We start from the raw sequence: 255 nt of genomic DNA on the forward strand, positions 1-255 counted from the left end.
GCCGGTTGACGAGCGCGGTGCGCTCCTCAACGAAACCGTCCCGCATCCGGTGCAGCACCAGCACGTTTTGCTGGTCTGCCGTTTTGACGGCCACGAAGCGCATATGCGGCCGGCCCGCGGCCTCGCAGATGGCCTCAGCATCCAGCCTGTCGTTCTTCACGTGCTTGCCGCCCTTGCGGTATGGCGCGGCGAACTGCGGCGCGATCAGGCGGACTTCGTGGCCGAGCGCGCGCAGCTTGCGCGCCCAGTAGTGGG

Annotated in this window: 1 protein-coding gene; it reads right to left on the reverse strand. The window is 68.2% G+C overall.

Annotated elements, in window-relative coordinates; translation table 11 throughout:
- On the reverse strand, window positions 1–255 hold a 255-nt coding region (locus SB753_RS39180; RefSeq protein ID WP_410805434.1), incomplete at both ends, for an IS110 family transposase.

The sequence above is a fragment of the Paraburkholderia sp. SIMBA_053 genome (assembly GCF_046534895.1).
In the GTDB taxonomy this organism is placed as follows: domain Bacteria; phylum Pseudomonadota; class Gammaproteobacteria; order Burkholderiales; family Burkholderiaceae; genus Paraburkholderia; species Paraburkholderia caledonica.